Here is a 25,583-nt window from a genome sequence, read left to right on the forward strand (position 1 = left end):
ATGCCCCGCTACAAGCTCGTCGTGGAATACGACGGCACGCCATTCACAGGTTGGCAGCATCAGACGAATGGACTCTCGGTCCAGCAGGCGGTGGAGGATGCCATCGCGCGCTTTGCCGGCGAGACGGTTCGCATCCATTGCGCCGGGCGCACGGATTCCGGCGTCCATGCGACCCATCAGGTCGTGCATGTGGATCTAACGAGGGAATGGCGGCCCGATACGGTGAGGGACGCCACCAACGCTCACCTGAGGCCTGCGCCCGTCGCGATCGTCTCGGCGCAGATAGTTCCTGAGACCTTCAATGCACGCCTCTCGGCGATCAAGCGGCATTACGTCTACCGCATTCTCAACCGCCGTGCTCCGCCGACTCTCGACGCCTCCCGCGTCTGGCATGTGGCCTGGCATCTCGATGCGGCCGTGATGCACGAAGCGGCGCAATTGCTCATCGGGCGGCACGACTTCACCACCTTCCGCGCGGCAGAGTGCCAGGCGAACAGCCCGATCCGCACTCTCGACCGGCTGGATGTGGAGCGCATCGGCGACGAGATTCGAATTTACGCTTCCGCCCGCTCATTCCTGCACCATCAGGTGCGCTCGATGACCGGAACGCTGGAGCGTGCCGGAGCCGGACGCTGGTCGGTGGCCGATGTGCGCGCGGCACTCGAGGCGCGAGACCGCACCCGCTGCGGCCCCATGGCACCGCCGACAGGGCTCTACCTGATCGGCGTCGATTATCCCGATTAACCGAGCAGGCCGCGGGTGATGCTCCCCACGCAGGAATTAAGCACGATCCCGATCAGCACGATGCCGATCGCCGGAAGGCTCGACAGCCCCAGTGTCGCCTTGGTGGCGAACCATTGCATCCGCACGATGATCACGGCGAAGGCGAGGCTGAAGACGCTGGCGAGCGACGGCGTGGCCCATCCGAGCAGGAGGAGCATGGCGGGCACGGACAGCACGAGCAGGCCCATGGCCGTGATCCAGTTCGTCACGATGACGAAAGGCACATAGGCCTTCGTCAGGCTGAAGCGGCGAGCGATCCAGATCATGGCGAGAGGCAGCGTGATGAAGCTCGCCACATGGCCGAGCGCCACCACGAGATCGATCCAGACATTGTCGAGCAGGGAGCGGTCTGGCTGCATGAGGCCGAGGCGCAGGCGCTCAAATGCCAATGAGACGATGTAGGCGGGGAGCGTCAGCCAGATCGCGGTAAACGAGCGCCAGAATCCTCGCTCGCTCATGTCGAAGGATTTCAGTCCCTCGGCCCTGCTGTGGAGCAGGTCGAGCGTTCCCCTGAACGAGCGGTTGACCTCATCTGCCGTAACGATCATGAGCAGCCTCACATGGATTGGGATGCTCACGGGAAACCGGCTGGAGTCGCAAAACGTTCCGGCAGAACTCCGACTTTAGTTCAATAAAGCCGCGCTTATCCCTAGGGGTTGGGCGCGAAATAGGCGTTCAACACTTTGCGATAGATTGCAGCGAGTCGGTTGAGATCCTCCACCGCTACGCGCTCGTCGACCTGATGCATTGTCTGTCCGACGAGGCCGAACTCGACCACCGGGCAGTCCTTCACGATGAAACGCGCATCCGATGTCCCGCCCGTGGTGGAGAGTTTTGGGCGGAACCCCGTCTCTGCTTCGATTGCATCGGCGATGAAGCCCACAAACTCGTTCGGCGGCGTGAGGAAAGCAATGGCGTTCGTCGGCTCCATGCGCAGCGTGTAGCGAACGCTGTTACCGGCTGCTTCGCTCAGGCGGCTGGAGATTTCCGCCTCCAGGCTCTCGGGCGTCCAGAGGTCATTGAAGCGAATGTTGAAGGTGGCTCTCGCCTCGGCAGGGATCACGTTGGAGGCGGGATTGCCCACATCCACCGTCGTCACCTCAAGGTTCGAAGCATCGAAATGATCCGTGCCATGATCGAGCGGCTCGCGCAGGAGCCCCTCCAGCAGGCGCAGCATGCCGGGGATCGGATTGTCCGTGAGGTGAGGATAGGCGACGTGCCCCTGCTTGCCCTCCACCACGATCTTGCCGGTGAGCGAACCGCGCCGCCCGATCTTGATCATGTCGCCGAGCTGGTTGGGATTGGTCGGCTCGCCGAGGATGCAATGATCGAAGCGCTCGCCTCGTCCCTTCGCCCATTTGAGGAGCTTGACCGTGCCGTTGATGGCGGGCCCCTCTTCGTCGCCCGTGATAAGGAAGCCGATAGAGCCGCTGAAATCCGGATTGTCGCGGATGAAGCCGAGCGCCGCCGCCATCATGCACGCGATGCCGCCTTTCATGTCGACCGCGCCGCGCCCGTAAAGCTCGCCGTCCTCGATCTCGGCGCTGAACGGATCATGCCGCCAGCGGCTGACCTCGCCCGGCGGCACCACGTCTGTGTGGCCTGCGAAGAGCAAGTAAGGCTTGCCCGTGCCGTAACGGGCGTAGAGGTTCTCCACGTCCGGCGTACCGGGCTCGGAGAAGACCGGGCGATGCACCTCGAACCCCGCTGCCTTCAGCACGCTCTCGATAAACGAGAGCGCACCGCCCTCCTCCGGCGTCACCGACGGGCAGCGAAGAAGCGATCGAGCGAGGGAGAGAGGTGAGGTGTCCATTCATCAATCCCTCAACAACTCGTTGATACCCGTCTTGGCGCGGGTCTGCGCATCCACACGCTTGACGATGACGGCGCAGTAGAGCGACGGGCCGGGAGTGCCATCCGGCAGAGGCTTGCCAGGAAGAGAACCAGGAACGACCACGGAATAAGACGGCACACGGCCCACGAAGACCTCGCCCGTGCTGCGGTCGATGATCTTGGTGGAGGCGGAGATGAACACGCCCATGGAGAGCACCGAGCCCTCGCCCACGATGACGCCTTCCACCACCTCGGAGCGGGCGCCGATGAAGCAATTGTCCTCGATGATGGTGGGATTGGCCTGGAGCGGCTCCAGCACGCCGCCGATGCCGACACCGCCGGAAAGATGCACGTTCCTGCCGATCTGCGCGCAGGAGCCGACGGTGGCCCAGGTATCCACCATGGTGCCCTCGTCCACATAAGCGCCGAGATTGACGAAGGAGGGCATCAGCACCACGCCGGGCGCGATATAGGCGCCGCGCCGCACGGTGCAGTTCGGAACGGCGCGGAAGCCCGCCGCCTTGAACTCAGGCTCCGCCCAGCCATCGAACTTGGAGGGAACCTTGTCCCACCAGGTGGCCTCGCCCGGCCCCCCCTTGATGACCGTCATGTCGTTGAAGCGGAAGGAGAGGAGCACGGCCTTCTTCAGCCACTGATGCACCTGCCATTCGTCGCCCTCGGCCTTTTCCGCCACGCGGGCCTTGCCGGAATCGAGAAGTTCCATGGCCTGCTCCACGGCATCGCGCGCGGCGCCCGTGGTGGAGGGGCTGATATTGGCCCGGTCGTCCCAGGCGGCATCGATGGTACGGGCGAGGTCGGTCATGGACATGGGTTCACTCGAAGCAAAAGGGTTATCGGAGCCTTGCTTAGCAACGAGATTGGGCCCTGTCACCTGCACAGGAGAGCAACAGCCTAGCAGAGCGTTTTCACTGCCCTACATCCGACCGCGATAACGGAACCGGGCCATCTCCTGTCATGGTACCAGTGCGTGACATCCGCAGCGTTCTGTACGCCACGGCATTTCTGTTCGCCGTTGCGGTGCTGGTGCTGCGTGGCGCGTTTCTGTGGATCGAGTACCGGGCTGCGCTGACCCGGGCGGAGGCAGCAACGCAGGATCTCACGCTCCTCATGGAAGAATATGCCAAGCGCACCCTGGAGACGAGCGATCTTCTCCTGGGCGATATCATCGCCTATGCACGTTCAAAGGGCGGCATTGGCACACTGAGCGAGACGGAGGAAACCAAGGAGTTCCTCTCCGGCCTGATGCGCCGATCGCCCGCGAGTGATCTCTTTCTCATTGTCGATAGGGACGGTCACCTTGTTGCCACTTCAATCCAGCAAGCCAGCATGCCGGTGTCATTCGCGGACAGGACATGGTTCAAGGCGCACCGCGCAGGAGCTGAGAGTTTCGTCGGGGGCGCGATTTTCGGACGCATCAGCAACGAGCTTCTCTATACCTACTCGCGGCGCATCTCGGATCTAAACGGAGAGTTCGATGGAGTGGCCCAGGTGGGGCTGAGACCGAATTTTCTGCAGAATCTTTCGCGCGCGGATGCCGACACGGAGAACGTCACTCTCGGAATCTGGGGGCGGGATGGTCGCGTCATCGCCCGCACGGGCCTGACGCAGGAACAGCTCGATTCCGGCGTCGGTCGTACTGTTCTGTTCACCGAGAAGGAAGCACAGCGCACAGGCACCTATCGCGAAAATGATCCCATTGATGGAATCGAACGGATCATCTCGTTCCGGCGGTTGGACCGCTGGCCCGTCACCGTCACGGCCAGCATTCCTGTCGCAACGGCGCTCTCGGCCTGGACAAAAGGGCTTTACTGGAGCGCCGTGATTGCGACCATCATCCTGGCAGCTTTCGGCTGGCTGACTTGGTTTGGTGTCCGCCTCAGCAAAGAGACAGAGCGAGCCCAACGGCTCCTCCAGAGCGTGAACGAGGAGCTCGCTGAGGCACTGTCCGACAAGGTGACCCTGCTTCAGGAAATTCATCACCGGGTGAAGAACAACCTGCAGGTCACATCGAGCCTCCTGCAGATGCAGGCGCGTCGCTTTCCCGACGAAAACGTGAAGGCCGCGTTTCAGGAAACGCAGGATCGTCTGCGATCGATCGGACTGATCCATGATCTTCTCTATCGCAAGGAAACAGGCGGAACGATCAACCTGCGGGATTATTTGAACCGCCTCATTGACGAGATCTCGGCCACCTATGGTGCCCAGGCACGCGGCATCACGGTCGATCTCGATGCCGAGCCGATCGCCATCGATCTCGAACGCGCGGTACCTCTGGCCCTTGCCGTCACCGAGGCCATTACAAACGCCTTCAAGCATGCTTTCGAGCCAGGCCAGGGCGGACGGATACAGGTCGGCGCCCAGCGCTATGACAATAAAGTCGAGATCGTGGTGCGCGATAACGGAAAGGGCGTATCGGGCGTAACAGAAAACGATTCTTCACTCGGCATGAAGCTGATCCGCGCCTTCGCCTCCCAGCTGGGCGGCCGATTCACACTTGAAAGCGAAAGAGGAACGATTTTCAGGCTCGTGATCCCGGCCTGAGATCATCGATACAATTCAGAACGACGTGCGCTGTCGAATGGCGGCGGAGAGCGTTCCTTCATCGAGGTAATCCAACTCGCCGCCGACCGGCACGCCATGGGCGAGCTTCGTCACCTTCACGGATAAATGACCGAGAAGCTCGGTGATGTAATGCGCGGTGGTCTGTCCATCAACCGTGGCGTTGAGCGCGAGGATCACCTCCGTCACGCCGGACTCGGAGGCACGGGCGACAAGACGGTCCAAATTCAGATGCTCAGGACGCACGCCGTCGAGCGGCGAGAGAACGCCGCCGAGCACATGATATTTCGCATTGATCGCACCGGAGCGCTCGAGCGCCCAGAGATCGGACACGTCTTCCACCACGACAAGGATCGACGGATCGCGCTTGAGATCGCGGCAGATGGTGCAGGGGTCGGAGGTATCCACATTGCCGCAGGACGAGCACACCACGATCCGCTCGTTGGCGATGCGCATGGCGTCGCTCAAGGGATTGAGCAGCGTATCCCGCTTCTTGATGAGATGAAGCGCGGCACGACGCGCCGAACGGGGCCCTAGGCCCGGCAGGCGCGCGAGCAGCTGGATCAGACGCTCGATCTCAGGACCGGCAACGTGCTGGGCCATTGATGCCTCAGAACAGCTTCAGGCCGGGCGGCAGGGGCAGGCCCTTGGTCAGGCTCTCCATGCGCTCCTGCGCGGCGCGATCGGCCTTAGCCCGAGCGTCGTTCATCGCGGCGACGATGAGATCCTCCAGGATCTCCTTCTCGTCCGGGATCATGAGCGACGGATCGATGCTGATCGCCTTAAGGTTACCCTTACCCGAGATCTTCACAGTGACGACACCGCCACCGGCGCTGCCCTCGACTTCGAGATTGTCCAGCTCGGCCTGGGCATCCTGCAGCTTCTGCTGCATCGCCTGAGCCTGCTTCATCAGTCCCATGATGTCCTTCATGACCGCGCTCCTCGGTTAAAACATTTCGTCTTCGGCATCTGCCTCATGCGCCGCCAGCACATCGGCTTCGCTCATCTCAGCCTCGGTATCCTCGCCCGCCTTCTCCGCGCGCTCGATCACGTTGACGATCTGCGCGCCGGGAAACTTGGACAAAACCGCCTGCACGAGCGGATGACTGGCCGCCCCTTCCTTGCGCTCGCGCTCGGCGGCAATCGCCTGATCGCGCAACGTGGGCGCACCATCTTCGGAAGACAGGGAGACCATCCAGCGCTGACCGGTCCATTGCTGAAGCGCACGCGCCAGATCGTTCGCGATGGTACGATTGCCGGATTCAGCAAGGCTGAGCTCGATGTGACCTTCCTCGAAACGTACGAGGCGCACATCGCGCTCCAATGCGGCCTTCAGCACGATCTCGCGCTTCTCACCCGCGAGCGCCACAACGTCCTCGAAGCGGCGCAACCGCATCGTCGGTTCAGCAGGTGCTGGTTGAGGACGAGGCTGAGGCTGCGGCTGCGAAGTCGCAAGTGCCATGCTGCCGGAAGTGGACGGACCACCTGAAGGTCGCGATGTTGCAGGCGCTGGGCCGCCGGACGGCAGCAGCGCCCCGTCCTTCAGCGCTCGCAAAGCTTCATCCGGTGTCGGCAGATCGGCCGCATAAGCCAAGCGCACCAGCACCATCTCCGCGGCAGAGATCGGGCGGTTGGAGGATTGCACTTCGGGAATACCCTTCAAGAGCATCTGCCAAGCGCGCGAGAGCGTGCGGACCGAGAGCTTCTGCGCATAATCGAGACCGCGCGTGCGCTCGATTTCCGAGAGCGCCGAATCTTTCGCCGCTTCGGGGATCAGCTTCAGGCGCGTGACCACATGCGAGAAAGCGGCGAGATCGGAGAGGATCACCGCCGGATCGGCGCCAGCATCGTATTGCGAGCGAAGGCCTGCGAAAGCGGCCGGCACATCGCCGCGCATCACGGCCTCGAAGAGATCGATCACCTGCGTGCGATCGGCCAACCCCAGCATGTCGCGTATGGTGTCGGGCGTCACCACGCCCGCGCCATGAGCAATCGCTTGGTCAAGCAGCGAAAGCGAGTCGCGCGCGGAGCCTTCCGCTGCGCGGGCGATGGCGGCGAGCGCCTCCTGCTCCGCCTGTACGCCTTCGGCCGCGCAGATGCGGGCGAGATGCGCCACGAGTTTGTCCGCCTCGATGCGGCGCAGGTCGAAGCGCTGGCAGCGCGACAGGATCGTGACGGGGACTTTGCGGATTTCTGTGGTGGCGAAGATGAACTTCGCGTGGGGCGGCGGCTCCTCGAGCGTCTTCAGGAAGGCGTTGAACGCCTTCTCCGAGAGCATGTGGACCTCGTCGATGATGTAGACCTTGTAGCGAGCCGAGACCGGAGAATAACGGATGCCGTCGATGATCTGACGCACATCGTCGATACCCGTATGGGAGGCGGCGTCCATCTCCAGCACGTCCACGTGCCGCGATTCCATGATCGCTTGGCAGTGCACGCCGAGTTCCGGCAGGTGGATGGTGGGTGCGCCGGTGCCGTCGGCTTTCTGATAGTTGAGGCCGCGGGCGAGAATGCGGGCCGTGGTGGTCTTGCCGACGCCGCGGACGCCGGTGAGCATCCAGGCCTGGGGAATGCGTCCGGTCTCGAAGGCATTCGAAAGGGTACGCACCATCGCCTCCTGACCGATCAAGTCATCGAAGGTGCGAGGGCGGTATTTGCGGGCAAGAACGCGATACGGTGAAGACTGCGCCTCGGGTGCGGGCGCGGCCGGGAAACCCGGCAAGGCCGGCTCGTCGTTCAGGGGCGTGCCGGCTGTGGTGTCGTCCATCGGCTGCAAGGCTTTGGGAAACTCGAAGGTGGGAGGCTGGACGAAGACCCGTTCGGTCTCGTTAGGGCTGCTTCCTTCCGGACCTGACCCGGTTGGCGAGTGAGACGTCCCTCGCCAACCTCCCAATGGCTATATGGGCGTTTCGGGCCAGGAACGCAAGTGAAAGCGCCCGACCCGGCCTCAGAAGATCACAACCTGGGGATAGGCATCATGCCGCAACCTCGGCTAGATAGGCTCCATGACATTCCAGCTCGATTCCCGACTTGAAGCCGATACGATCCCGATCGGCGACTTGCCCGTCTCTTCGGTCCTGCTCCTCGACGACGCCCGCTTTCCCTGGTTCGTGCTGGTGCCCCGTATCCCGGATGTCAGCGAGATCACGGATCTGTCGGAGGGGCACTACGCCCAGCTGGCCCAGGAGATCCGCATCGCAACCCGGGTGATGCTGGAGCTGTCCAAGCCCGACAAGGTGAATGTGGGCGCGCTCGGCAATATCGTGACGCAGCTTCATGTGCATGTCATCGGACGCTTCCGTTCCGATCCGGCCTGGCCCGGACCGGTCTGGGGCCATGGCACTCGCAAGCCCTATCCAGATCACGCGGCAACGGCCCTCATCGAGCGCGCCGCGACCCTCTTTGCGGAAGTCTGATTCCATGACGCGCCCCATCGGCTACATCACGAATCCTCTCGTCCGCCACAGCGCAGAGCGGGACCCGGAGGCTCTCGCCAACGCCGCGAAAGATCCGACGAGCGCTCTGGTGCTCTTGGCCGGGGACCAGCCGATCCTCCAGGCGGGAGACCCCGGAACAGGCCTTCTTCCCATCTCTGCCTTGAGCCGTTTGCCGTCTCGTAAGGAGCAGGTCTTCCTCGGGACCCTTCAGGACCGTCCCGTCATCGCGACCTTGGCCGCACCTGAGGCGGCGGAGCTGTTCCAGGACGATCCGACCTATACCGTCACGGATCTGAGATCGATCGCCGTTCGCGGCCTCGTGCCGGCGGAGGAACTCGGCATCCTCGCCATGGCGAAGTCCCTGCTCGACTGGCACAATCGCCATCGTTTCTGCGCCAATTGCGGAGCGCCGACGGCAGCCGCCCAGGCAGGCTTCCGCCGCGATTGCGCGGCCTGCAGCGCGCAGCATTTCCCCCGCACCGATCCGGTGGTGATCATGCTGGTCACCCGCGAAGACAAATGCCTCCTGGGCCGCCAGCCGCGTTTTGCCGAGAAGATGTATTCCTGCCTCGCAGGCTTCCTGGAGCCGGGCGAGACGATCGAGGATGCGGTGCGGCGCGAGACCTTCGAGGAGGCAGGCGTCCGGGTGAGCGGCGTTCGCTACATGGCCTCGCAGCCCTGGCCCTTCCCCTCGAACATCATGATCGGCTGCCATGCCGAGGCGATCAGCGAGGAGATCAACTTCGACCGCGAGGAGCTGGAGGACGCCCGCTGGTTTACTAAAGATGAGGTGAAGCAGATGCTGGAGGGCGCGCACGAGCATTTCGCAGCGCCCTCACCCATCGCCATCGCCAATCACCTCATCCGGGAGTGGGTGAAGGGTTGAAACTGATTTTGGGGTCATCCCGGACGGCATCAGCCGATCCGGACTTGATGAATTCCCTCCACGTCATGGCCGGCCTCGGAATTGATCCGAGGATCTTCCCGGCCATCCACGTCGTGGAAACACCGCAACGCCTCAAAGACGTGGATCCAGAACAAGTCCGGGGATGACGGTAGAGTATTGCCGCGCTTACGGATCCTGGCTTTCGCCGGGATGACAGTGCCAGATTCTGCAACCGAGCCCGGATCTTCGATGCGCTCCGTCCGGGATGACGCAGGGGCTACTCAGCTGCCTCTTTAATCTTCTCGCGGAACGGTGCTGCCGGATACACGCCGAGGATGCGGAATTCCCGGGAGAAGAAGTCGAGTTCCTCCAGGGCGCGCTTCAGATTTGCATCCTCCGGATGTCCATCGACCTCGGCGTAGAATTGGGTCGCCAGGAACTCGCCTTCGAGCATGTAGCTCTCAAGCTTCGTCATGTTGATGCCGTTCGTGGCGAAGCCGCCGAGCGCCTTGTAGAGCGCTGCGGGCAGGTTGCGCACGCGGAAGACGAAAGAAGTGACAGCTGGGCCGTTGCCGGTCGGCGCCCATTGCGGCGTCTTCGAGAGGATGACGAAACGGGTAGTGTTGTGGGCCTCGTCCTCCACGTCCTCGGCCAGGATCTTCAGGCCATAGATGCCGGCAGCCATGCGAGGAGCAAGCGACGCGCGGGTCGGGTCCTTCCACTCGGCGACCTGACGCGCGGAGCCTGCGGTGTCGCCTGCTACGTTTGCCTTCAACCCGAGCTTGCGGATGATCTTACGACACTGGCCTAGCGCGTGGACGTGGCTGTAGACGCTCTTGATCGTGCCGAGATCGGCCTCCGGCAGCGCCATGAGCTGGAAGTGAATAGGCAGGAAGTGCTCACCGATGATGTGAAGACCGGACGTTGGCAGAAGGTGGTGGATATCCGCCACCCGGCCCGCAATCGAGTTCTCGATCGGGATCATGGCGAGACCCGCCTGCCCCTCGGTCACGGCGGCGAAGGCATCCTCGAAGGTGGCGCAGGGCAGCACCTCCCAATCAGGATACATCTCCGAGCAGGCGATGTGGGAATTGGCCCCCGGCTCACCCTGGAATGAAATGACCTTCTTCATGCTGTCCTCCGGGCCGCGATGATCCCGCGGGCTCTGTCCAGATCGTGGGGGGTATCGACGCCGAGCGGCACATCGTCGACGACGATGGCATCGATCCGCATCCCGGCCTCTAGCGCCCGCAGCTGCTCCAGCTTCTCGCGAAGCTCCAGCGGTGAAGGCCGCAGGCCGACGAAGCGCTGCAGGGCCTTACGGCGATACGCATAGAGGCCGATGTGATGATAGAGCGGGCCGTCGCCATAAGGGGCCGTAGCCCTGGTAAAGTAGAGAGCGCGGAAACGGCCAGACGACACTTGAGCGCCGACCATCTTCACCACGTTGGGATTGGTCTTCTCCTCCTCGCGCTCGATCACGGCCACGAGGGTCGCGAGATCGACATCCGGATCGGCAAGAGGGGCGATCGAGGCGGCGATGATGCGCGGATCGATAGTCGGAAGGTCCCCCTGGACGTTCACGATGACATCGTGCCGTCCCTCCGGATCGATCTTTTCCACAGCCTCGAAGATCCGGTCGGAGCCGGAGGCGTGGTCTGCCCGGGTCAGGACGGCCTTGCCGTGAGCGCGGGCCACAACCTCGGCGATTTCAGGCGAGTCGGTGGCGACAACCACAGGCCCGATCCCGGCCTCCATGGCCCGGCGCCAGACATGCACGATCATGGGCTCGCCCGCGATATCGACAAGGGGCTTGTTCGGCAGGCGGGTGGCGGCAAGGCGGGCGGGGATGAGGACGAGGGGATCGGACATGGCGCAGTCTTTGAGGAAAAGCTGCGCGTCCTTAGCAAGGCAGGTCCTGTTTGTCATGCGCTCTGCGGCAATGGATTCAGGGACCTCCTCCCTTCCTCCGGCGTTTGGGATCGAAACTGCGACTAATGGAACGGCAAAACCTGAAAGAACCCCATTGTCAAAACCCCTTCACTACGGCTAAGCAACGCCGCGTATCCCGGGCATCCGCCCGCGGAGCCGTTCTGTTTGCGCTGGGTTTCGCCGTGCCAAGGCGAGGAGAGCCTAACCTATGAATATCGAGACCAATAAGATCGCGGGCGCCGTCTTCGGTACGCTTCTCTTCGTGGTCGGCGTCAATGTCATCGCCGGCGGCCTGTTCTCGCCTCACAAGCCTGCCGTTCCGGGCTATGACCTCCCGGGAGCCGAAGAGGCTGCTGCCGGTGGCGCAGGCGGTGCTCCGGCGGCTCCGGCCCAGCCCCTCCCCGTTCTCCTGGCCAGCGCCGATCCGGCGAAGGGCCAGGCCTCGGCCAAGAAATGCGCCTCCTGCCATACGTTCGAGAAGGGCGGCGCGAACAAGGTCGGCCCGAATCTCTATGGTGTCGTCGGTCGTCCGGTCGCCTCGCACGAAGGCTTCAACTATTCGGCAGCCCTGAAGGGCAAGGGCGGCGAGTGGACCTATGACACACTCTTCGCCTTCATCCACAATCCGAAGCAGACCGTTCCTGGCACGATCATGGCCTTTGCCGGCATCGCCCAGGACAAGGAGCGTGCCGATCTGCTGGCTTACCTGCGGACCCTGTCCGACAACCCGGCCCCGCTCCCGGCCCCGTAAGGCCGAGCAGAGACACAGAGTTTCAGCAAAGCCGGGCCTTGTGCCCGGCTTTTGTTTTGCCCACTCTCCCTTGCGTTCGCTCTCAAGCGCACAAAAATGTAACCTGACGACAGACGCCTCGTCCTTCAGGAGACGCCTTGTGATCCGTACCCTTCTGCCAAGCTTCCTGGCCGCCTGCCTTGCCTTCACCCCCCTCGCAGCCCAGGAAGCCCAATGGCGGCACGGTGCGGCCCTCCTCGGGGAGCCGAAATATCCTGCCGGCTTCAAGCAGTTCGACTATGTGAACCCGAGCGCTCCCAAGGGGGGCCTGGTTCGACTCGGAGCGCAAGGCACCTTTGACAGCTTCAACATCGTGGTCGCGGGCGTGAAGGGCTCTCCCGAACAGGGATTGAGCCTCGTCTACGAAACCTTGACCACCCCATCGTTTGACGAACCAAGTGCGGCTTATGGCCTGCTGGCGGAGGCTTTTTCGTATCCGGAGGATTTTTCCTCCGTCAGCTTCCGTCTGCGCCCGGAGGCCAAGTGGCACGATGGAAAGCCGGTGACGGCGGATGATGTCATCTTTTCGTTCGAGGCTTTGAAGGCCAACAGTCCGACTTATGCCTTCTACTACGCCAACGTCACCAAGGCAGAGAAGCTGGGCGAGCGCGAGGTCAAGTTCACCTTCAACGAGAAGGGCAATCGCGAGCTGCCGCAGATCATGGGGCAGCTCACCGTGTTGCCGAAGCACTGGTGGGAAGGCACGACCCCGGATGGACGCAAGCGCGATATCACGCAGACAACCCTCGAGCCACCGCTTGGCTCAGGCCCCTATCGCCTCAAAAACTTCGATACTGGTCGCAACGCGACCTACGAACGCGTGAAGGATTATTGGGGCTCCGACCTCAACGTGAATGTCGGACAAAACAATTTCGAAGAGATCCGATACGAATATTACCGCGATGCGACTGTGCTGCTGGAAGCCTTCAAGGCGGATCGCATCGATTTTCGCTCCGAGAACAGCGCTCGCAACTGGGCGACGGGGTATGACTTCCCGGCTCGCCATGAAGGTCGCGTCGTTCTTGAGGAATTCCCGCTCCGCGCATCCGGTGTCATGCAGGCTTTCGTGCTCAACCTGAGGCGCGACAAGTTCAAGGACGAGCGCGTGCGCCGCGCTTTCAATCTCGCCTTCCCGTTCGAAGAGCTCAACAAGACCGTCTTCTACGGCCTCTACGAGCGGGTCGGAAGCTACTTCCACGGGCTTGAACTTGCCTCATCAGGACTTCCGGAAGGCACGGAGCTGGAGATTCTGGAGGCCCTCCGAGACAAGGTTCCGCCATCGGTCTTCACGACGCCGTACAAGAACCCCGTCAACGACACGAACGAAGCGGTCCGCAACAACTTGCGCGAAGCGGACCGTCTCCTGCGCGAGGCCGGCTGGGAAGTCAAGAACGGCCGTCGCGTCAACGCGAAGGGCGAGCCCTTGAGTGTTGAGCTTCTGAGCAGTAGCCCCAATGAGGAGCGTGTCTTCCTGCCTTACAAGGCTGTTCTTGAACGCCTCGGCATTGGGGTGACGGTCCGGAGCGTCGACGATGTGCAATACACAAACCGGACCCGTTCTTTTGATTTCGACATCACCACTGGCCTGTGGGGACAATCCCTGTCACCCGGCAATGAGCAGCGCGAGTTCTGGGGCTCCCAAGCGGCGCAGCGCGAGGGCTCGCGTAATCTCGCTGGCATTGCCGATCCTGCGGTCGATGCTTTGATCGACAGGATCATCTTCGCCAAGGATCGTGAAGAGCTGGTTGCAGCCACAAAGGCCCTCGACCGTGTTCTGCTGGCGCACAATTACGTCGTGCCGCAATGGACGTCTCTGAAGCAGCGCACTGCTCGGTGGGACCGCTACAGCCATCCGGATGTGATGCCGCGTTACGCAGGCTCCGCCTTTCCTACCGTCTGGTGGTATGACGAGGCCAAAGCCGCAAAAACCGGAGCACCGCGATGAAGGATATCAGCCGCAGAACAATTCTTAAGGGCAGTGCTGCGGCAACCGCGCTATCCCTCATCCCACTCGGTGGCTTTGCGCAAGAGGGTGAAACGGAGACCCACGGCCTGTCCAGTTTCGGCGATCTAAAGTACGGACCCGACTTCAAGCACTTCGATTACGTCAATCCCGCTGCTCCGAAAGGCGGCGCGCTTGTGCTGCAGATCAAGCAGACTGGCGGCAACCAGAATTTCGATACGTTCAACACGCTCAACATCTATGTGCTGCGCGGTGATGGCGCAGCAGGCATGGGCAGCACCTTCGACACGCTGATGGCAGGTTCCGGGGATGAGCCGAACACGATGTATGGCCTTGCTGCCAGGAACGTGCGCGTCTCAGGCGACAAACTCACCTATCGGTTCGCCTTACGCCCGGAGGCCCGCTTTCATGACGGATCGAAGCTGACGGCACGCGATGCGGCCTTCTCGCTGATGATCCTGAAGGAAAAGGGACACCCGGTTTATCGCGCGATCCTCACGCAAATGGTCTCGGCGGAAGCAGAGGCGGAGGATGTGCTGCGCGTTCAGTTTTCGCCTCAGCGCAGCCGAGATCTCCATCTCGTCGTTGCGAGCATGCCGATCTTTTCGGAGCACTATTGGCAGGGCAAGGACTTCGAGGCCGCAACGCTCGAAGCTCCGCTAGGCTCAGGCTCCTACAAGGTAAGCCGCTTCGAGCAGGGGCGCTTCATCGAATTCGAGCGCGTACCCGACTACTGGGCGAGGGACCTGCCCGTGAATGTGGGGCAGAACAATTTCGACCGTGTGCGCTATGAATATTTCCGCGACCGCACTGTGGCCTTTGAAGCCTTCAAGAACGGCACGTTGAACTACCATGAGGAAGCAACCTCACGCACATGGTCGACAGGCTATGATTTCCCGGCTGTGCGCGAAGGGCGCGTGAAGCGCGAGGAGTTGCCCAGCAATTCTCCTGCGGCGATCCAGGGCTGGTATTTCAATACAAGGCTCGAAACCTTCAAGGATCCTCGCATTCGCCAGGCCATCGGCCTTGCCTTCGATTTCGAATGGACGAACGCCAACATCATGTTCGGCGCCTATCGCCGGACCACGTCCTTTTTCGAAAACTCCGACATGAAGGCAACCGGCCTGCCCTCACCTGAGGAACTCATGCTGTTGGAGCCCTTCCGCGAGAAATTGCCGCCTGCCGTATTCGGAGAGCCCTATGTTCCGCCCGTCTCGGACGGCTCGGGGCAGGATCGGCAATTGCTGCGCCGGGCTGACGAACTTCTGCGTCAGGCCGGCTGCAAACGTGAGGGCGGCGTTCTCAAGCTGCCCAATGGCCAACCCTTGACCATTGAATTCCTCGACTTCCAGAACTCCCTTCAGCCGCACACGCAGCCCTTCCAGTCCAATCTGAAACGTTTGGGCATCGATGCTCGCTCTCGCATCGTAGATGCGGCACAGTACCAGCAGCGCATGAACGAGTACGACTTCGGCATGGCAAGCCGTGCTCTCGTCGGAGTCACGACGCCGGGCGACGATCTGCGCGTGGTGTACGGCTCCCAGGCGGCCAAGACTCCGGGCGGGCAGAACATCGCCGGCATCGACCACCCTGCCGTCGATGCTCTGATCGAGAAGATCGGCAATGCGGCAACCCGGCAGGAGTTGAACATCGCATGCCGGGCCCTGGACCGGGTGCTTCGGGCAGGCCATTATTGGGTGCCCATGTGGTTCAAGGCCAGCGACTGGATTGCCTATTGGGACCAGTTCTCCCGCCCCGAGACGAAGCCGCGCTTCAGTTCGGGCGCGCCCGGAACCTGGTGGTATGATGCCGAGAAGGCCAAGCGGATCGGACGAGGATAAGGTTTGAATACAGCTTTGACGACAAGAGCCGCTGCGGGCACGCCCCGCCTGCTACTGCGCCTCGAGGGCCTGGTGCTCCTGGCGGCAGCCACATGGGCTTTTTCTCAGACCAGCCAGTCCTGGTGGCTCTATGCCGCTCTCTTCTTCGTGCCTGACGTGAGCTTTGCCGCCTATGCGACAGGCTCCAAGCCCGGCTCCATGGCCTACAGTGCCCTTCACTCCACGATTGGCCCTGCCATCCTGGGACTAGCCGGGCTTGCGTTCGGCTCGCTCCTGCTCCTCGGCGTCGCCGCCATTTGGGCCGCGCATGTCGGCTTCGACCGCGCTCTGGGCTATGGCCTGAAATACGCCACCGGCTTCAGCGACACCCATCTCGGCCGCATCGGCCGCAATCCTGCAGGCGCTTGATGCTGGCATATATCGCGCGTCGTCTCCTCCTCATGATTCCGACGATCCTCGGGATCATGCTCATCTCCTTCGTCATCATCCAATTCGCTCCCGGCGGCCCTGTGGAGCGCATCATCGCGCAGCTTCAGGGGCAGGATTCGAGCGCCACATCGCGTATCTCCGGTGGTGGCGGCGATGTCGGCGGCGCAAGCCAAGCTCAAGGCGGGGGCACGGCAGATGCCTCGTCCTCACGCTATCGTGGCGCGCAGGGTCTCGACCCGCAATTCATCAAGCAGCTGGAAGCGCAGTTCGGCTTCGACAAGCCGGCCCATGAGCGCTTCTTCAAGATGCTGTGGGATTATGCGCGCTTCGATTTCGGCAAGAGCTATTTCCGCGATATCTCGGTGCTGGAACTCATCAAGGAGAAACTGCCAGTCTCCATCAGCCTGGGCCTCTGGATGACGCTTCTGTCCTATGCCATCTCGATACCGCTTGGCATCAAGAAAGCGGTCAACGATGGCTCCGCTTTCGATATCTGGACCTCGGCCATTGTCATCATCGGCTATGCGATTCCGGGGTTCCTTTTCGCGATCCTGCTGATCGTTCTTCTTGCGGGCGGCTCCTTCTGGCAGATCTTTCCACTGCGCGGGCTCACCTCCGAGGGCTGGGCCCTCATGCCGTGGTACATGCAGATTGCTGATTACTTCTGGCATCTGGTGCTGCCCATCACCGCCATGGCGCTCGGCGCATTCGCCACCTCGACGCTGCTGACCAAGAACTCGTTTCTCGATGAAATCCGCAAGCAATACGTGCTCACCGCACGCATGAAGGGTCTGTCGGAGCGACAGGTGCTCTATGGCCACGTCTTCCGCAACGCGATGCTGATCGTGATCGCAGGCTTTCCGGGAGCCTTCATCGGCGCGTTCTTTGCAGGCTCGCTGCTGATCGAGACGATCTTCTCCCTCGATGGGCTTGGCCTTCTCTCCTTCGAGTCCATCGTGAACCGCGACTATCCGGTGGTCTTCGCCAATCTCTACATTTTCTCGCTGCTGGGCCTGCTGGTGAACCTGATCTCCGATCTCACCTATACCTGGATCGATCCGCGGATCGATTTCGAGACGCGGGAGGCGTGAGATGATGTCGTCATGCTCTTTTGTCGTTCCTCCCCAGTGCAATCGCGCTTCCGTCATGCCCGGCCTTGTGCCGGGTTTCCACGTCTTGGGGCTCCACGTTTCCAAGGCGTGGATGGCCGGGTCAGGCCCGGCCATGACGATGGCGAGGGAGGCGTGAGATGAACGAGAACGTTCCCGTTGCCTCTCCAGCCGCCGCACCCGTCGCGCCGGCCCTACCGCGCCAAGGCTTCATTAAGCTCTCGCCGCTCAACCGGCGGCGGCTGCAGAACTTCAGGGCGAACCGCCGCGGCTATTGGTCGCTCTGGATCTTCATGGTCCTGTTCGTGTTGAGCCTGTTCGCGGAGTTCATCGCGAACGACAAGCCGATCCTCGCCTCCTACAAGGGCGAGCTTCTCTATCCTGCCTTCGTCGACTACCCGGAAGAAAAATTCGGCGGCTTCCTGGCACAGACCGACTACCGCGATCCCGTGATTGCGAAGGAGATTCAAGATAACGGGTGGCTGCTCTGGGCGCCGATCCGCTTCTCCTACAGCACGCATAATCTCGACCTTCCTGTCCCTGCCCCTGCTCCGCCAACGTGGGTGCTTAGCGACGAGCAATGCCGCCCCATCGCGGAACGCAACGGCGGCACGGGCTGCAAGGACATCGAGTGGAACTGGCTCGGCACCGACGACCAGGGCCGCGACGTCGTGGCCCGCCTCATCTACGGCTTTCGCATCTCCGTCCTGTTCGGCCTGATTCTGGCCGGCATATCCTCCCTCATCGGCATCCTCGCGGGTGCGGTGCAGGGTTATTATGGGGGCTGGATCGATCTCATCGCGCAACGCTTCATCGAGATCTGGACCGCCATTCCCTCGCTTTATCTCCTCATCATCATCTCGGCGATCATCACACCGAGTTTCTTCGTGCTGCTCGGCATTCTTCTGCTCTTCTCGTGGGTCTCGCTGGTGGGCGTCGTACGCGCCGAATTCCTGCGCGCGAGAAACTTCGAATATGTGCGCGCCGCGCGGGCTCTGGGCCTGTCGAATACCACCATCATGTTCAAGCATCTCCTGCCGAATGCGATGGTGGCGACGCTCACCTTCATGCCCTTCATCATCAACGGCTCGATCACGACGCTGACCTCCCTCGATTTCCTCGGGTTTGGCCTGCCGCCGGGTTCGCCCTCGCTCGGCGAGCTGCTGGCGCAAGGCAAGGCGAATCTTCAGGCGCCGTGGCTCGGTCTTGCCGGATTCTTCGTGATCGCCCTCATGCTCAGCCTTCTCATCTTCGTCGGCGAGGCGGTGCGTGACGCCTTCGATCCGAGAAAGACCTTCCGATGACAGAGCCTCTGCTTTCCGTCCAAGATCTCTCGGTCGCGTTCCGCCAGGGCGAGCGCGACATGCTGGCGGTGGATCGCGTGTCGTTCGATATCAAGCCGGGCGAGACGGTGGCGCTGGTGGGCGAGTCCGGCTCCGGCAAGTCGGTCTCGGCTCTCTCGATCCTGAAACTCCTGCCCTACCCGTCCGCGCATCACCCCTCCGGGCGCATTCTCTTCAAGGGCAAGGACCTGATCGGGCGAAGCGAGGACGAGATGCGTCGGGTGCGCGGCGACGACATCACCATGGTGTTCCAGGAGCCGATGACCTCGCTCAATCCGCTCCACACCATTGACCGCCAGATCGGCGAGATCCTCAAACTCCATCGTGGCCTCTCGGACAAAGAGACGCGAGCACGCACACTGGAGCTGTTGCAGCTCGTCGGCATCCGCGATGCGGAGAGTCGTCTGAATGCCTATCCGCACCAGCTCTCGGGCGGTCAGCGCCAGCGTGTCATGATTGCCATGGCACTCGCCAACGAGCCTGACCTCTTCATCGCCGACGAGCCGACCACTGCCCTCGACGTGACGGTGCAGGCCCAGATCCTGAAGCTTCTCGCGGAGCTGAAGGCACGACTCGGCATGTCCATGCTCTTCATCACGCACGATCTCGGCATCGTGCGAAAGATCGCCGACCGCGTCTGCGTCATGCTCGACGGCAAGATCGTTGAACAAGGCACGGTCTCTGAGGTCTTCGGCCATCCGCAGCATCCTTATACGCAGAGGCTTCTGGCGGCCGAGCCGAAAGGCCGCGCCAACCCCGTGCCTGCGAATGCTCCGACCATCGTCGAGGCAGGGCCGATCAAGGTCTGGTTTCCGATCAAACGTGGTTTCCTCCAGAAAACCGTCGGCCACGTGAAGGCCGTGGACAGCGTTTCCGTTCGCGTTCGAAAGGGCGAGACGGTGGGCGTCGTCGGCGAGTCGGGATCCGGCAAAACGACGCTGGGCCTCGCTATCTTGCGCCTCGTTCAGTCCGAAGGCCCCATCGTGTTTCTCGGCAACCGGATCGACGGCCTGCGCGCGCGGGAAATCCGCCCGATGCGCAAGGATCTTCAAGTGGTCTTCCAGGACCCTTACGGCTCTCTCTCACCGCGCATGTCCGTTGCCGAGATCGTGGAAGAAGGCCTGCTCGTCCAGGACAAAGACCTCTCCTACTCCCAGCGTCGTGATGTGGTGGCGCGGGCCCTGCACGATGTGGGCCTCGACCCTGCCACCATGGACCGCTACCCCCATGAATTCTCCGGCGGCCAGCGTCAGCGCATCGCGATTGCCCGCGCCATGGCGCTGGAACCGCAATTCATCATGCTGGACGAGCCGACCTCCGCCCTGGACATGTCGGTGCAGGCGCAGATTGTCGAACTGCTGCGTGATCTTCAGAAGCGGCGGGATCTCGCCTATATGTTCATCAGCCACGACCTGAAGGTGGTTCGCGCGCTCGCCAATCATGTGGTGGTGATGCAGAACGGCAAGGTCGTTGAGGAAGGGCCTGCAGAGAATATTTTCGCTGCACCTCAGACGGATTATACGCGGGCTCTCTTCGCGGCCGCCTTCAACCTGGAGACGGTTGGGGCCAACGCGGTCAGGCAGTGACGCTCAATATCAAGATCATGCACGCTCACCATCATCATCCAGCGGGCCACGCTCCTCACGGCCATCACCATGGGCATTCTCGTGAGGTTGGCCACGGCCGCGCTTTCGCCATCGGCATTGCGCTGAATCTCACCTTCGTCGTCATTGAAGCAGGATACGGCTTCATTGCGGATTCCATGGCGCTTCTGTCGGATGCCGGTCATAACCTCAGCGATGTGCTGGGGCTGACCATCGCCTGGGGTGCTGCGATCCTCGCAAAGCGCGGCGCGTCGGAACGCTTCACCTATGGCCTGCGTTCCAGTTCCATTCTAGCAGCGTTGTTGAATGCTCTGCTGCTGATGGTGGCGATCGGCGGCATCATATGGGAATCGGTGCAGCGCTTGATCGAGCCTGCGCCGGTGGCTGCCGGCACGATGATGATCGTGGCTGGCATCGGCATCGTCGTGAACGGCTTTACCGCTTTTCTCTTCATGAGCGGCCATCACGACCTCAACATCCGCGGCGCATTTCTGCACATGGTGGCGGATGCCGCCGTTTCCCTCGGTGTCGTGCTCGGCGGCCTGGCCATTCTCTGGACCGACGCCAACTGGATTGACCCGGTGCTGAGCCTGATCATCGCCGCCGTCATCATCTGGGGCACCTGGGGTTTGCTTAAGCAATCGCTCAGGTTGTCCCTTCATGGCGTGCCTCAGGGAATTGCGGTAGCGGAGGTGAGAGAAGCACTGGCCAAGCGCCCCGGCGTCGCCCGTGTTCACCATGTGCATGTCTGGGCCATCAGCACCACGCAGACAGCGCTCACAGCCCATCTGGTCATGCCCGGCGGGCACCCTGGAGACCACTTCCTGGCCGAGACCCAGCATGAGCTGAAGGAGCATTTCGGCATCAATCATGCGACGCTGCAGATCGAGATCCATGCGCCGGGTGCCCCCGATCACGGGCGGGAATGCCATCTTGATCACCGTGATCACGATCACGACCATCATCACGAGGGTCACACTCATGGGGGGCACTCCCATGGAACTCAAGGATCGCATCTTTCGCCGTGATGCCGTATCAGGCATGATTCGAATGGCTTGAAGGACTTGGGACACATGGCTCGCGCTCTCCTCATCGTTCTCGATTCCGTCGGCATCGGCGGGGCCGAAGATGCAGATGCTTACGGCGATGTCGGCACCGACACTGTCGGCCACATTGCCGAGGCTTGCGCTGAAGGTCGCGGCGACCGGGCGAGGCTGCGACAGGGGCCGCTCCACCTGCCCCATCTGTCGGCTTTGGGCTTAGGACTTGCCTGCGAAGCCTCCACGGGCCGCCTGCCGCCGAACCTTGCCCCTCAGGGCGCGCTGAAGGGGGCCTGGGGATACGGGGTCGAGACGTCGAAGGGCAAAGATACGCCATCCGGCCATTGGGAGATCGCCGGCGTTCCGGTGACCTTCGACTGGGGCTATTTCCCCAACAGGGAGCCGACTTTCCCGGATAAGCTCACCGCTGCGCTGATCGAGCGCGCAGGCCTTCCCGGCATTCTCGGCGACAAGCACGCGTCCGGCACCGCCATCATCGACGAGTTCGGCGCGGAGCATATGCGGACGGGGAAGCCGATCTGCTACACCTCTGTCGACAGCGTGCTGCAGATCGCCGCGCATGAGGAAACCTTTGGCCTGGAAAAGCTCTATGAGCTGTGCCGCATCGGGCGTGAGCTCTGCGACGAATACAAGATCGGTCGCGTGATCGCACGCCCCTTCGCCGGCTCCCCGGAGACAGGCTTCAAGCGCACGGGAAACCGCAAGGATTTCGCAACGCCGCCACCGTCGGATACCATTCTCGACACGCTGACGAAAGCGGGTCACGCTGTTGTGACCGTCGGCAAGATCGGCGACATCTTCGCTCATCGCAGCACCGGCAAAGAGGTGAAGCCGAACGGTAACGATGCGTGCCTCTCCGCCGCGATCGACGCGATGAAGACGCTGCCCGAGGGCGGCTTCGTCTTTGCGAATCTCGTCGATTTCGACAGCGAATTCGGCCATCGGCGGGACATCCCGGGCTACGCTGCAGCTCTCGAAGCCTTCGACAGGCGCGTGCCGGAAATCGAGGCTGTGCTAAGCCAGGGCGATCTCGTCATCATCACGGCCGACCATGGCAACGATCCCTCCTGGCATGGCACAGACCACACCCGTGAACATGTGCCGATCCTCTGCTTCGGACCTGCTGTGAAGCTTGGCAGTGTGGGGCGACGGGAGAGCTTTGCCGATATTGGTGCGAGCGTCCTGGCCCATCTGGGCCTGAAGCCTGCGGGCAAGGGCTCATCCTGGATCTAAGCGCGACGGCGCGACAACCTTAAGGCGTTGACGTCAGCGCAACTTTGGCCCAGTCTTCCATGGATCGTAAGGAGACTTTCCTGACGATCGTTGGGGGAGTCTTCCCGTTCTCGCGTGGAAGATCATTCATGAGCACGCCCAACCGCTCGACCCATATCCGGCTCACCTCGCATCCCGAGCCGAACGCCGGCACCATCAAGCATCCGATCAAATGGGGCGCGAAAGACCCAAGGGAGCGCGGGCCTATCATCGGTACCGTTACGAACCCGGGCGACCGCAACGTCATCGGCGCGCATGGCGGCTCCTATTCGCTCTACCGGGCTCTGGCGATCTCGGCTCGCGCACTCAATCCACTCACGCGTCCAGACCTCCACAACACACATCCCACCGCCGATATCGGCCCGCATCCGCAATGGTTCGAGCCGGGCAAGATCGTGTCGCTCGACCCCTGGGGCCACCTGGTCGGACAGGTCTATGCGGATGAGATCGCAGGCGGTCTCGATATTCGCCCGAGCATCGCGGTCACGAAGGCGCGCCTCAACATGCCCGAAATTCTCGCTGCCATGAGCGGGAAACGGCTGAAGGCCGATGGCGGGTTCCTGCACGAATCCGGCGATATCTCGGTGACGAAGATCGCCGTCGATCCCGTGTGGTATCTGCCCGGCATCGCAGAACGTTTCGGCTGCACGGAAGGACAGTTGCGCCGCACGTTGTTCGAGCAAACCGGCGGTATGTTCCCGGAACTCGTGACGCGCCCCGACATGAGCGTGTTTCTGCCACCCATCGGCAACACGACCGTTTATGTGATTGGAGACGTGGCGCGTTTGAGCGATCCGAGGACACGCATCGCCTGCCGCGTGCACGACGAGTGCAATGGCTCGGACGTGTTCGGCTCCGACATCTGCACATGTCGTCCTTACCTCGTGCACGGCATTGAGGAATGCGTGAAGGAGGCGCAGGCAGGAGGCGTCGGCGTGATCGCCTATAACCGCAAGGAAGGCCGCGCGCTCGGCGAGGTCACCAAATTCCTCGTCTACAATGCACGCAAGCGGCAGGAGGGTGGCGACTCCGCTGCCACCTACTTCGAGCGCACCGAATGCGTCGCGGGCGTGCAGGATGCGCGCTTCCAGCAGCTCATGCCCGATGTGCTGCACTGGCTCGGCATTCGCCGCATCGATCGGCTCATGTCCATGTCGAACATGAAATACGAAGCCATCACCGGCTCCAGCATCGAGGTGGTGGAACGGGTGCCCATCCCGGCAGAGTTGGTGCCGCCGGATGCTCAGGTGGAGATCGAAGCCAAGAAGGCCGCCGGCTACTACACGCCGGATGGCGCGCCCGATGCGGCGGAGCTGGACAAGGTGAAGGGCCGGGATCTCGAGCGCTTTTAACCTTCTCCACAACCGGCTGGGCTCGAGAGTGCTGGCCAGAACGAGACTATGCTATCGCTCTTATCTCAAGAGCCCTGGAGCCCTGCGTGACGGACCAGCCCAATTCTTCTCCCGAGACCGAAGCCGCCCGCAAGCTCCTGACCGCTGCGGCGGTGCGCGAGCGGTCGCATCAACTGCTGGAAGCAGGTCTCGAAGGCCGCTTGCAGCATTTCACGGTCGATCTCGGCCGCCTGGAAGCCTGCGCCGAGGAGGTGGTGGCCACGATCCACGAGGCCTACCCTTCTCTCGAGATCCCCTTCCACGCCCGCTGGCGTCATTTCTCGGCAGGAGGGCATGGCCGCTGGGATGCGGTGATGCATGGGGCGCCCTGGACAAATGCCGGCGAGATGGCGCGCTCGGCTTTCGACTTGGCAATCGTCTCCGTGCTGCTCGATGCGGGAGCGGGTCCGCAATGGCGCTATCAGGAAGGCCGCACGGGCGAAACTTATGCTCGCTCAGAAGGCTTGGCCGTCGCGAGCTTCGACATGTTCGTGAGCGGCGCCTTCTCCAGCAGGCCCGAGGACCCCTTCCGCGTCGATGCGGATGTGCTGATGGGGCTGACAGCGGAGGATCTGGCCGAGGGCTTCCAGGTTTCGGCCGACAACCCGCTCGTTGGTCTTGAAGGCCGAGCCGCCCTTCTCAACCGCCTGGGTCGTGTTGTGGCCACGAACCCGGATATCTTCGGACAGGTAGACGATCCCCGCCCCGGCGGCCTCGTCGACGTGCTTGCGGCCACGGCCGAAGACGATGCCATCAAGGCCACCTCGATCCTGGAGGCACTGCTTAGCCATCTCGGGCCCATCTGGCCCGGCCGGATCACCATGGGCGGCATCGATCTCGGCGATACCTGGCGCCACCCGCTGGTGGCGACCTCCGATGTCACGAAAGGGCTCATCCCCTTCCATAAGCTGTCTCAATGGCTCTCTTATTCGCTCATCGAGCCCCTGGAATGGGCCGGCTACACTGTCACCGATATCAACGGGCTCACAGGCCTGCCGGAATACCGCAACGGAGGGCTTTTCCTCGATATGGGGGTCATCGGCCTCAAGAACCCGGATGAGGCCAAACAATCACACGCGGTGGATTCCCCTCTCGTCGTAGAGTGGCGGGCCTTGACGGTTGCCCTTTTGGACCGCATTGCCGATCCGATCCGTGCCCGGCTTAAATTGACCGCCGAGGACTTTCCCCTCGCGAAGGTGCTCGAAGGAGGAACCTGGGCGACAGGGCGCAGATTGGCCAAGGAGAAGCGTGGCGACGGCTCGCCGCCTCTCAGCATTATCAGTGACGGAACGGTGTTTTGATGAATCAGCATACGACGACCAAGAGAGG

General features: G+C 62.3%; 23 protein-coding genes and 1 other RNA gene. 15 read left to right on the forward strand and 9 right to left on the reverse strand.

Going from position 1 to position 25,583, the window contains the following annotated elements; genetic code table 11:
- Positions 1-744, forward strand: coding sequence for a tRNA pseudouridine(38-40) synthase TruA (truA, locus tag AA309_RS03785; protein WP_047187658.1), 744 nt, complete (start codon positions 1-3; stop codon positions 742-744).
- Here the strand turns inward: truA and AA309_RS03790 are convergent.
- The 3 genes from AA309_RS03790 to dapD all read right to left on the reverse strand — a co-directional run bounded on the left by AA309_RS03790 (position 741) and on the right by dapD (position 3,445).
- On the reverse strand, positions 741-1,331 hold the full coding sequence (locus AA309_RS03790) for a hypothetical protein (RefSeq protein ID WP_047187659.1): 591 nt from the start codon (positions 1,329-1,331) through the stop codon (positions 741-743). The genes truA and AA309_RS03790 overlap by 4 nt on opposite strands.
- 101 nt (positions 1,332-1,432) lie before the next feature.
- The gene (gene dapE / locus AA309_RS03795; protein ID WP_047187660.1) at positions 1,433-2,596 is read right to left on the reverse strand and encodes a succinyl-diaminopimelate desuccinylase; all 1,164 of its coding nucleotides are present in this window, start codon (positions 2,594-2,596) and stop codon (positions 1,433-1,435) included.
- A gap of 3 nt (positions 2,597-2,599) precedes the next feature.
- Positions 2,600-3,445 (reverse strand): 2,3,4,5-tetrahydropyridine-2,6-dicarboxylate N-succinyltransferase, encoded by an 846-nt coding sequence (dapD, locus tag AA309_RS03800; protein WP_047187661.1) that lies wholly within the window; start codon positions 3,443-3,445, stop codon positions 2,600-2,602.
- Between the two features lie 155 nt (positions 3,446-3,600).
- On the opposite strand from dapD, the gene AA309_RS03805 reads away from it, so the two are divergent.
- Positions 3,601-5,178, forward strand: coding sequence for a sensor histidine kinase (locus AA309_RS03805; protein WP_160310394.1), 1,578 nt, complete (start codon positions 3,601-3,603; stop codon positions 5,176-5,178).
- Positions 5,179-5,193: 15 nt separating this feature from the next.
- Here the strand turns inward: AA309_RS03805 and recR are convergent, their stop codons facing one another.
- The 4 genes from recR to ffs all read right to left on the reverse strand — a co-directional run bounded on the left by recR (position 5,194) and on the right by ffs (position 8,087).
- Complete coding sequence (recR, locus tag AA309_RS03810; RefSeq protein WP_047187663.1) at positions 5,194-5,799, reverse strand: recombination mediator RecR; 606 nt, start codon at positions 5,797-5,799, stop codon at positions 5,194-5,196.
- 7 nt (positions 5,800-5,806) lie between these two features.
- Entirely contained in the window at positions 5,807-6,127 is a 321-nt protein-coding gene (locus AA309_RS03815) for a YbaB/EbfC family nucleoid-associated protein (RefSeq protein ID WP_047187664.1), read from the reverse strand.
- Positions 6,128-6,142: 15 nt separating this feature from the next.
- A complete protein-coding gene (locus tag AA309_RS03820; RefSeq protein ID WP_047187665.1) occupies positions 6,143-7,963 on the reverse strand; it encodes a DNA polymerase III subunit gamma/tau in 1,821 nt (606 codons plus the stop codon).
- 27 nt (positions 7,964-7,990) lie between these two features.
- An RNA gene (gene ffs / locus AA309_RS32835) (signal recognition particle sRNA small type) lies at positions 7,991-8,087 on the reverse strand.
- Positions 8,088-8,201: 114 nt separating this feature from the next.
- On the opposite strand from ffs, the gene AA309_RS03825 reads away from it, so the two are divergent.
- Both AA309_RS03825 and nudC read left to right on the forward strand, forming a co-directional pair.
- Positions 8,202-8,612 (forward strand): HIT domain-containing protein, encoded by a 411-nt coding sequence (locus AA309_RS03825; RefSeq protein WP_047187666.1) that lies wholly within the window; start codon positions 8,202-8,204, stop codon positions 8,610-8,612.
- A gap of 4 nt (positions 8,613-8,616) precedes the next feature.
- Positions 8,617-9,519 (forward strand): NAD(+) diphosphatase, encoded by a 903-nt coding sequence (nudC, locus tag AA309_RS03830; RefSeq protein ID WP_047187667.1) that lies wholly within the window; start codon positions 8,617-8,619, stop codon positions 9,517-9,519.
- 277 nt (positions 9,520-9,796) lie between these two features.
- On the opposite strand, the gene AA309_RS03835 is transcribed toward nudC, so the two are convergent.
- Together AA309_RS03835 and AA309_RS03840 are read right to left on the reverse strand one after the other, a co-directional pair.
- Entirely contained in the window at positions 9,797-10,651 is an 855-nt protein-coding gene (locus AA309_RS03835; RefSeq protein WP_047187668.1) for a prephenate dehydratase, read from the reverse strand.
- On the reverse strand, positions 10,648-11,391 hold the full coding sequence (locus tag AA309_RS03840; protein ID WP_047187742.1) for a 3-deoxy-manno-octulosonate cytidylyltransferase: 744 nt from the start codon (positions 11,389-11,391) through the stop codon (positions 10,648-10,650). Before AA309_RS03840 ends, AA309_RS03835 begins: the two co-directional genes overlap by 4 nt.
- A gap of 268 nt (positions 11,392-11,659) precedes the next feature.
- Here AA309_RS03840 and AA309_RS03845 point away from each other — a divergent pair, with 268 nt between their 5' ends.
- From AA309_RS03845 to AA309_RS03895, 11 genes are all read left to right on the forward strand, one after another.
- Positions 11,660-12,202, forward strand: a complete 543-nt coding sequence (locus AA309_RS03845) for a c-type cytochrome (RefSeq protein ID WP_047187669.1) — start codon at positions 11,660-11,662, stop codon at positions 12,200-12,202.
- 139 nt (positions 12,203-12,341) lie between these two features.
- Positions 12,342-14,186 (forward strand): extracellular solute-binding protein, encoded by a 1,845-nt coding sequence (locus tag AA309_RS03850; RefSeq protein WP_047187670.1) that lies wholly within the window; start codon positions 12,342-12,344, stop codon positions 14,184-14,186.
- On the forward strand, positions 14,183-16,045 hold the full coding sequence (locus tag AA309_RS03855) for an extracellular solute-binding protein (RefSeq protein ID WP_047187671.1): 1,863 nt from the start codon (positions 14,183-14,185) through the stop codon (positions 16,043-16,045). The genes AA309_RS03850 and AA309_RS03855 overlap by 4 nt, the downstream gene beginning before the upstream one ends.
- A gap of 15 nt (positions 16,046-16,060) precedes the next feature.
- The gene (locus tag AA309_RS03860) at positions 16,061-16,453 is read left to right on the forward strand and encodes a DUF4260 domain-containing protein (RefSeq protein WP_200901944.1); all 393 of its coding nucleotides are present in this window, start codon (positions 16,061-16,063) and stop codon (positions 16,451-16,453) included.
- Positions 16,453-17,565, forward strand: a complete 1,113-nt coding sequence (locus AA309_RS03865) for a microcin C ABC transporter permease YejB (RefSeq protein ID WP_047187673.1) — start codon at positions 16,453-16,455, stop codon at positions 17,563-17,565. The genes AA309_RS03860 and AA309_RS03865 overlap by 1 nt, the downstream gene beginning before the upstream one ends.
- Positions 17,566-17,723: 158 nt before the next feature.
- Positions 17,724-18,887, forward strand: a complete 1,164-nt coding sequence (locus AA309_RS03870) for an ABC transporter permease (protein ID WP_047187674.1) — start codon at positions 17,724-17,726, stop codon at positions 18,885-18,887.
- Positions 18,884-20,512, forward strand: a complete 1,629-nt coding sequence (locus AA309_RS03875; protein WP_047187675.1) for an ABC transporter ATP-binding protein — start codon at positions 18,884-18,886, stop codon at positions 20,510-20,512. Before AA309_RS03870 ends, AA309_RS03875 begins: the two co-directional genes overlap by 4 nt.
- 17 nt (positions 20,513-20,529) lie before the next feature.
- Complete coding sequence (locus AA309_RS03880) at positions 20,530-21,558, forward strand: cation diffusion facilitator family transporter (RefSeq protein WP_084730845.1); 1,029 nt, start codon at positions 20,530-20,532, stop codon at positions 21,556-21,558.
- A 45-nt stretch (positions 21,559-21,603) separates the two neighbouring features.
- Positions 21,604-22,824: a phosphopentomutase gene (locus tag AA309_RS03885; RefSeq protein WP_047187676.1), complete on the forward strand. Its 1,221-nt coding sequence runs from the start codon at positions 21,604-21,606 to the stop codon at positions 22,822-22,824.
- A gap of 128 nt (positions 22,825-22,952) precedes the next feature.
- A complete protein-coding gene (locus AA309_RS03890; protein WP_047187677.1) occupies positions 22,953-24,215 on the forward strand; it encodes a GTP cyclohydrolase II in 1,263 nt (420 codons plus the stop codon).
- An 86-nt stretch (positions 24,216-24,301) separates the two neighbouring features.
- Positions 24,302-25,555 carry a URC4/urg3 family protein gene (locus AA309_RS03895; protein ID WP_047187678.1) on the forward strand — a complete coding sequence of 418 codons (1,254 nt, stop codon included), beginning with the start codon at positions 24,302-24,304 and terminating at the stop codon, positions 25,553-25,555.
- Positions 25,556-25,583: the final 28 nt, after the last annotated feature.

The sequence above is a fragment of the Microvirga vignae genome (genome assembly GCF_001017175.1).
GTDB lineage: Bacteria > Pseudomonadota > Alphaproteobacteria > Rhizobiales > Beijerinckiaceae > Microvirga > Microvirga vignae.